The organism is uncultured Thiodictyon sp., from assembly GCF_903828115.1.
GTDB lineage: Bacteria > Pseudomonadota > Gammaproteobacteria > Chromatiales > Chromatiaceae > Thiodictyon.
On sequence record NZ_CAIKKU010000418.1, the window covers coordinates 1 to 6,800 of the forward strand.

Below are 6,800 nucleotides of genomic sequence, written 5' to 3' on the forward strand. Positions count from 1 at the left end.
ACCACAGACCTCGCCGTTGGCTGATAGGTCGGGATTGTGATCAAGGCCGGCGCGGCCCTGATCGCCCCGGTGGGAGCGGCTTCAGCCGCGACGCGACCGCGCAAGTTGGCCTCGTCGCCAGGGTATCTCCGCTTGGGCCTGTGGTCCGGGAAGCGCTGCTTCCCGAGTTGGATAAACGCAATGGAGCCGCTTCGTATGGCGACTGAACCGACCGAACCGATCGAGGTTGCAGCCCTGCAACGGCAGATCGAGCAATTGCAGGCCAAACTCGCCGCCGCGCAACAGGCGAACCTGACCGGCTCCGGGGCGGTGGCCCAAGTTGGCGGCGTTGCGCTCGGCGAGCGCGCGGTCAAGGTCGAAGACAACGCCGGCACCATCGTCACCGGTACCCAGATCGTCGCCAACTACTACGGCGCCGTCGCCGGGGCACTCTCCAAAGAACAAATCGCCGGCCAGGTGGCCGGCTACCTGCGCTGGCTGCGCTCGCGTACCGAGTGTATCGAACTGCGCGGGATCGAGCGGGCGGGCGGGGCGCCGGTGGTGCTGCTGCCCCTTGAGACGGCCTATGTCCCGCTACGGGCCAAGTGGATGGCGGGTAGCGAGGCGAACCTGCCACTGAGCGAAGTGCTGGGGTTGGGCAATCGGCTGGTCATCGTCGGGGGTCCGGGGTCCGGAAAGACTACCGTACTGGTGCACATGGCCTGGGCGTTGGCCTCGTCACTGCTGACCGGGGAGCCCGAACCCGCGCGTTCGCGTCTCGGCCTGAAAAAAGTGATAGAGGACCCTTCGGCGCGCCCAATCAATGCCGATGACCCTGGCGACCAAACCGGCAGTCCGTCGCCTCGTCCAGCGACCGACACAGCAGCCCCGCGCCCCGTCCCGACAGATGTCCCCCCAAGCGAACTGCCGCTGCCGCTCTTCGTGCCACTTGCGTCCTTCGCCCGCTTTCGGCGCAACCTTCCGGGCAACGCCCCGGCGCGCGACCGGACCCTCGCCCATTTCATCTCCTATCACCTGATCAGCAAGCAAGCGGACTTCGACCTCCCCGCGGACTTCTTCGTGCGGGTCCTGAAGGATGGCCGCGATTGCCTCCTGCTGCTCGACGGACTCGATGAGGTCGCGAACGAGTCCGAGCGCGCCGAGGTGCGCCAGTCAGTGGATGATCTTGTGGCCGGGCGCGACGACATGCGCGTTGTGGTCACCTGCCGCACAGCCGCCTACCGCAGCCGGGGCAGCGCCCTGGGTGCCAGGTTTCGGGAGATTGTGGTCCAGCCGCTCGAATTCGACGAGCATATAGCCCCAATGGTACGCCAAGCCTATCACTGCATTTACCCGCTGGATGACGCTCTGCGCGGCGAGCGGGTGACGGACCTCCTGGCGGGGATCCGGCGGCTGGAGCAAGACCGCCGCGCCCGCTTGGGCAAGGACGCTCCGGCCCTAGTCGACAGCCCCCTGATGGTGCGGCTCCTGCTGATCGTCCATGTGAACAACCGCCGGTTGCCGGATGAGCGCGCCGACCTGTTCGACAAGGCTATCAATGCCCTGCTGCAGGTGGACTATGGCCGCGAGGAGGGCGATATCCGGGAACTCTCCACGGACTGGAAGCCGTTCCGCGACATGGCCCAGCACCTCGCATTCCACATGCACGGTCAGGGTCGCGACCAGGGCCGTGAGATCGAAGAGGCGGATCTCAAGGCCGCGCTAGGCCAAGAGGCCGACTTCGTGCCGCGGATCGACGCCTTTCTGCAAAGTGCCCGACAGCGCGGCAGTGTGCTCGAAGAACAAACTGGGGTCTATCGCTTCATCCATCTCGCCTTCCAGGAGTTCCTGGCCGCGCGGTATCTACGCGAGGTGATCGGCGGGGCGGGCCACGCCACGATCCTCGACTGCCTCGCGGACCGCCTGGAGGACCCCTGGTGGCGTGAGCCCATCCTGCTCCTCGCGAGTTATCTGGGCGCCCATGCAGCCAAGTCCGCGCGCGACTTTCTGGCCGCCCTGGCCCAGCGCGGCAAGACGCCGAACGCACAATTCGCCGCGGCGGACCTGGCGGCCACGGCCGTTCTCGAATGGCGCGAGAGCGGTGATATGCTCAAGGTCGAGTGTGCGCGGCGCATCCTGACCTTGCTCGGCGATCCGGATACTCGGTCAGGGTCCGCGCCCGCCGTGCGCGCCGATGCGGAGGCCGATCTGGAGCGCCTGGGGGACCCCAGATTCGACCCGGCGTGCTTCTATCTGCCGGCGGATGAACTGCTTGGCTTCGTGCGCATTCCCGCCGATCCCGACTTTATGATCGGCACGCGGCGTTCGGCCCGTGAGCGAGTCGCAGAAATCGTGGATTTTACGGTGTCCGACGCCGAGATCAACGATATCCCCACGCCGACGGCGCCTTTCTACATCGCCCGTTATCCGGTCACGGTTGCGCAGTTCAGGGCCTTTTGCGCGGCGACGGGGGGGCAGCGCGGTGATGCGAAAGCGCTATGTGACCCGGGCAGCCGCCCCGTGCGATTTGTCGGCTGGCACGAGGCCCTGGCCTACTGTCGGTGGTTGAACGAGGTCCTCATGAGCGCACCGGTCCTGGCGGAGTACGAGGCCGCCCGGTTGGTGCAGGGAGGGGCCTGGCAGGTCGCCCTGCCGAGCGAGTTGGAGTGGGAGCGGGCGGCGCGGGGCGGCGTGCGGGAACTGGTGTATCCCTGGGGCGATGGTCCAGACCCGAATCGCGCCAATTACGCCGACACGAAAATCGGGGATACCTTGACGGTCGGTTGCTTCCCGGCCAACGGGTTTGGTCTGTATGACATGATCGGTAATGTCTGGGAATGGACCCGCAGTCGCTATGCGTCATATCCCTACCGACCCCGGGATGGTCGCGAGAATCCTGATCCAGCAGCCGACGATCGCTTGGTCGTGCGCGGCGGTTCGTGGGGCTACCATCAAGGCGGTGCGCACTGCGCCTACCGCAGCTGGATTCCTCCCGATCCTCGCAACGACGACTTGGGTTTTCGTGTGGTGTTGCGTTCCGCCCCTGTTTCTTAAACCCCGCCCTTTGTTTGCTCCGGACTCCGTCACTCCGGTCCGCCGACTGCAGCAGGGGGTGCGCGGGATACTTCCCCCGCCGCGCGGTCCGCGATGGGGCCTCGCCCCTGACCCCGCCCAGCCCGCAACCGGCGAGCCCAGTCGCCCAGCCCCCAGTGGCCGCCGTGTTGGTCAATGCCGGCGACGGCCCCGCGGGCGGTGCGCACAGGTTCGTCTCGTGCCCAGGCCCCGAGACGCTGCAAGCATTGCCGGTGCGCCGACGGCGCCCCCGTCCGGCTGAAGCCTCGACCTCCGGCTTTTTCGCGGGCCCAAGCGCTGCTTGGGCATGGGGCCCGGCAAGCGCCGCCGCCCGAGCCGTCGCGGGCGCTGCCCGACCAGAGGGGCAAGCACCCAGGCCCCGGCGCCGCTATCGCTGCGTCGGCACCGAGGTCCCCGGGGTCGGGACCATGACGCTCAATCACCAGGTCCCAATCACCGGGCCCGTTCGTGTCCCAGTGAACGGGGTTGCTATACTGTGCAGTCGGCAGGACGCCCGCGGGCGTCGGCCACCCCGGAGTTTTTCCCTTCATCGCGCAACCGCGACAGGATTTTCATGAATCTCAGCAACGTACATACACTGAATTTCCCCGGTGACCGCGGCGCCGTGCGCCGCGTGGCCCTGCCCGACGCCCTGGACGCCCAGCGCGCCCGGATCGCGGTCCCCGGTTTCGGGCAACTGAGCTACTACAGCACCGGCCCCGGTCAGGGCCGCCCGCTGGTGCTGGTGCACAGCATCAACGCGGCGCCCAGCGCCTATGAGATGAAGCCGCTGTTCGACCGCTACCGCGGGCAGCGCCCCGTCCTGGCGCCGGACCTGCCGGGCTTCGGGTTCACCGACCGGCCGGACATCCACTACCAGCCGGATGTCTATGTAAAGGCGCTGACCGAGTTCCTGCGTCGGGTGGCGACGCAGCCGGTGGACCTGGTCTCGCTGTCGCTGGGCGGAGAGTTCGCCGCCCGGGTCGCCGCCGAGGCGCCGGAACTGGTCAACTCACTGGTGCTGATCTCGCCCACCGGGTTCAGTACCCGTACCATCCCCGGCGGCAAGACGGGGATGCGCATCCATGGCGTGATCAGCCTGCCCGGACTGGGCCAGGGGGCCTATGCGCTCCTGACCACCAGGCCCAGCATCCGCTACTTCCTCGGCAAGTCATTCGTCGGCCCGGTGCCGACGGCGATGGTCGAGTATGCCTATGCGACGACCCACCAGCCCGGCGCCCGCTTCGCCCCGCTGTGCTTCCTGGCCGGGCAGATCTTCACCCCGGACGCACCCAATCGGATCTATGCCGGGGTGAAGCAGCCGGTGCTGGTGATCTACGATCAGGACCCGAACATCGACTTCGACCATCTGGCGCCCTTCCTGCGCGGCCGGGCGAACTGGCAGGCGCAGCGCATCGGCCCGACCCTCGGGGTCCCGCATTGGGAGAAGCTGCCCGAGACCGCGGCGGCCATGGAGGCGTTCTGGGCGGCACAGGGCTGAGGGACGGCCTTGGGTCCCGGCGGGAGGCGGGGAGCCAGGGCCGGGGACGGTATTACGCGGCCTGCATGAGTCCCGCCCATCGACTGGGCATCCCGCGTGCTGCGGGGGTGTTGGTCCGCACAGCGGACCCTACGGCGCAACGGCACCCGTAGGGTCCGCTGCGCGGACCGATGACCTCAGGCCGCTCAGCCCCGCAGCGCCGCCAGCCCCAGCCCCACCCCCAGGGCCAGCACCGAACACAGCAGAATCAGACCCAGGGCCCGGCGCAGGTGCCCGGCATCCAGATCAATGGGCCAGGCCGGGTCCCCCAGATAGGCGTAGTCGCGCAACGCCCCGCCATAGCGGGTCGGGCCGACCAGGCGTACCCGCAGGGCGCCGGCGCACGCGGCCTCGCTCCAGCCGGAGTTGGGGCTGGGCAGCCGGGCGTGGTCGCGCCAGGCGGTGCGCACCGCGAGCCAGGGGTGCAGGCCAAGCGGCGCGGCGGCGAGCGCGATCAGGGGCACCGACAGGCGTGCCGGCAGCCAGTGCACCAGGTCATCCGAGCGCGCCCCCGCCCAGCCGAAGCGACAATACCGGGCGTTGCGGTAGCCGACCATCGAATCCAGGGTCGACACCGCCTTGACGAGGATCAGCCCCGGCAGTCCGAACAGGCACAGTGCCCACAGGGGCGTCAGCACCCCATCGGTGAGGTTCTCCGCCAGGCTCTCGATGGTGGCGCGCACGATGCCGTCGCGTCCGAGCGGCTCGGTGTCGCGCCCGACCAGCAGTGAGAGGCGTTGCCGGGCGCTCGGCAGGTCGTCCAGGGCCGCCAGGACGCGCCGCCCATGCACCAGCAGGTCACGCATACACAGCAGGCTGTAGGCGATGAAGCAGTCCCAGGCCAGGGCCAGCCAGGGATGCCAAAGCGCAAGGCCCAGCCGCACCGCCCACCAGACCGCCAGGGCCCCGCCGACGACCAGGAGCCAGTGCAATACACCACCGAACCGGCCGTTGAGGCCGACGCCGAACAGTGCCCGCTCCCCGGCCAGGCTCAGGGCGCCGATCAAGCGGACCGGGTGCAGCCGATAGACCGGATCGCCGAACAGGGCGTCCAGCAGGCAGGCGGTGAGGATGATGGTCAGGTGTGGGCTGAAGTCGATTGGCACGAGTATCCTGGCGCTTATCGTCAGCGCGGTCGAGCAGGCAGTGGTGAGGTTGTTCGCGAGGCTGCGAACGTGGGTGAAGTGGGTGATTGTGCTCTGCGCGGTCCTGATCATGGTTCCGGCCACTGGGCTTACCGCTGGTCCGCTGGTCCGCACAGCGGACCCTACGGGCTCGGCGCCGGCCGTAGGGTCCGCTGTGCGGACCGAGCGCCGCTCAAAGACCCGAGCCTCGCGCCTTCACTGGAAGATCTCCTCCGGGGTTGCCGCGGACAGGATGTGCGTGAGCCACAGCTCCAATTGTGTCGGCACGGACAGCCGCAGCGGGCGTCAGCAGCGATTCGGGATGAAAATCTGCGCCAAGATGCAGATCGGCCGGCGTGATGTCCTGCGTGGCGCACTGCGACAGCAGCGTTGAAAGGGCCTCGTAATAGCCCATAAGACGTCCTTCGTCATATGCCGAAGCGGCGTTCAGCGCCTCGGCTGAGGCTTTCAGAGACTGCGCCGTCTCCTCCAGGATGACCATTGCGTCTTGTTGTTTGCTCATGGGTTACGCTCCGCAAGAATCCGCTCCAGGATTTCTATTTGCTGTGTAAAATTGGCGATCTCTTTCGGCCAATACTGGTTGACGAGACGGTTTCGTTGATGTTGGGAAAGGTCCGCCGATACCCACTTCAGTGGGTTGGCGATCTTGTCCTCATGCGTCTCAACCTGGCTGCGCAACGAGCGGATCGCGCGCGTGATCTCGCCGCACTGGGGTGCGGCGCTCCCAGTGGCCGGGATGCTGTCTAAGGCCCGTACTCACGTACTCACGTACTTCTCTTGTCGAGCCCGAGCAACCGCCCGAGCGTGCCGGTATCCAGATGCGCCTCCACCAGATCCGCCAGCCGCTCGATGGTCGCCTCGCGCAGGGCCCCGTAGTCCGCCGCCTGGGGCCGGTCCAGACCGGCCCAGCCGAGCAGCGCGGCGCAGGCGTCCGGGGCATCGAAGAGTCCGTGCAGGTAGGTCCCCAGGACCTGGCCGTCGGCGCTGGTGGGGCCGTCCGGGCCGTCGTCCAAAAGGCCCGCTGGCCGGTCCAGGCCGGGGCCGGGGGTGACGCCCGCGGGGAT

General features: G+C 68.0%; 4 protein-coding genes and 1 pseudogene. 2 read left to right on the top strand and 3 right to left on the bottom strand.

Annotated elements, in window-relative coordinates; all coding sequences use genetic code 11:
- The first annotated feature begins 195 nt into the window (after positions 1-195).
- Together QZY48_RS15400 and QZY48_RS15405 are read left to right on the top strand one after the other, a co-directional pair.
- Positions 196-3,033 (top strand): SUMF1/EgtB/PvdO family nonheme iron enzyme, encoded by a 2,838-nt coding sequence (locus tag QZY48_RS15400; protein WP_295432349.1) that lies wholly within the window; start codon positions 196-198, stop codon positions 3,031-3,033.
- Positions 3,034-3,625: 592 nt separating this feature from the next.
- Complete coding sequence (locus tag QZY48_RS15405) at positions 3,626-4,552, top strand: alpha/beta fold hydrolase (protein ID WP_295432350.1); 927 nt, start codon at positions 3,626-3,628, stop codon at positions 4,550-4,552.
- A gap of 185 nt (positions 4,553-4,737) precedes the next feature.
- Here the strand turns inward: QZY48_RS15405 and cbiB are convergent, their stop codons facing one another.
- The 3 genes and pseudogenes from cbiB to QZY48_RS15420 all read right to left on the bottom strand — a co-directional run.
- Positions 4,738-5,691, bottom strand: coding sequence for an adenosylcobinamide-phosphate synthase CbiB (gene cbiB / locus QZY48_RS15410; protein WP_295432356.1), 954 nt, complete (start codon positions 5,689-5,691; stop codon positions 4,738-4,740).
- Positions 5,692-5,908: 217 nt separating this feature from the next.
- Positions 5,909-6,238 (bottom strand): hypothetical protein, encoded by a 330-nt coding sequence (locus tag QZY48_RS15415; protein WP_295432354.1) that lies wholly within the window; start codon positions 6,236-6,238, stop codon positions 5,909-5,911.
- A 262-nt stretch (positions 6,239-6,500) separates the two neighbouring features.
- Positions 6,501-6,800, bottom strand: a pseudogene (locus QZY48_RS15420) (cobyric acid synthase CobQ); the annotation flags it as partial.

Bases quoted from the DNA above. Each gene is read 5' to 3' on its own strand.
- QZY48_RS15405 (WP_295432350.1), top strand. From the start codon at position 3,626: ATGAATCTCAGCAACGTACATACACTGAATTTCCCCGGTGACCGCGGC.
- QZY48_RS15400 (WP_295432349.1), top strand. From the start codon at position 196: ATGGCGACTGAACCGACCGAACCGATCGAGGTTGCAGCCCTGCAACGG.
- QZY48_RS15415 (WP_295432354.1), bottom strand. From the start codon at position 6,238: ATGAGCAAACAACAAGACGCAATGGTCATCCTGGAGGAGACGGCGCAG.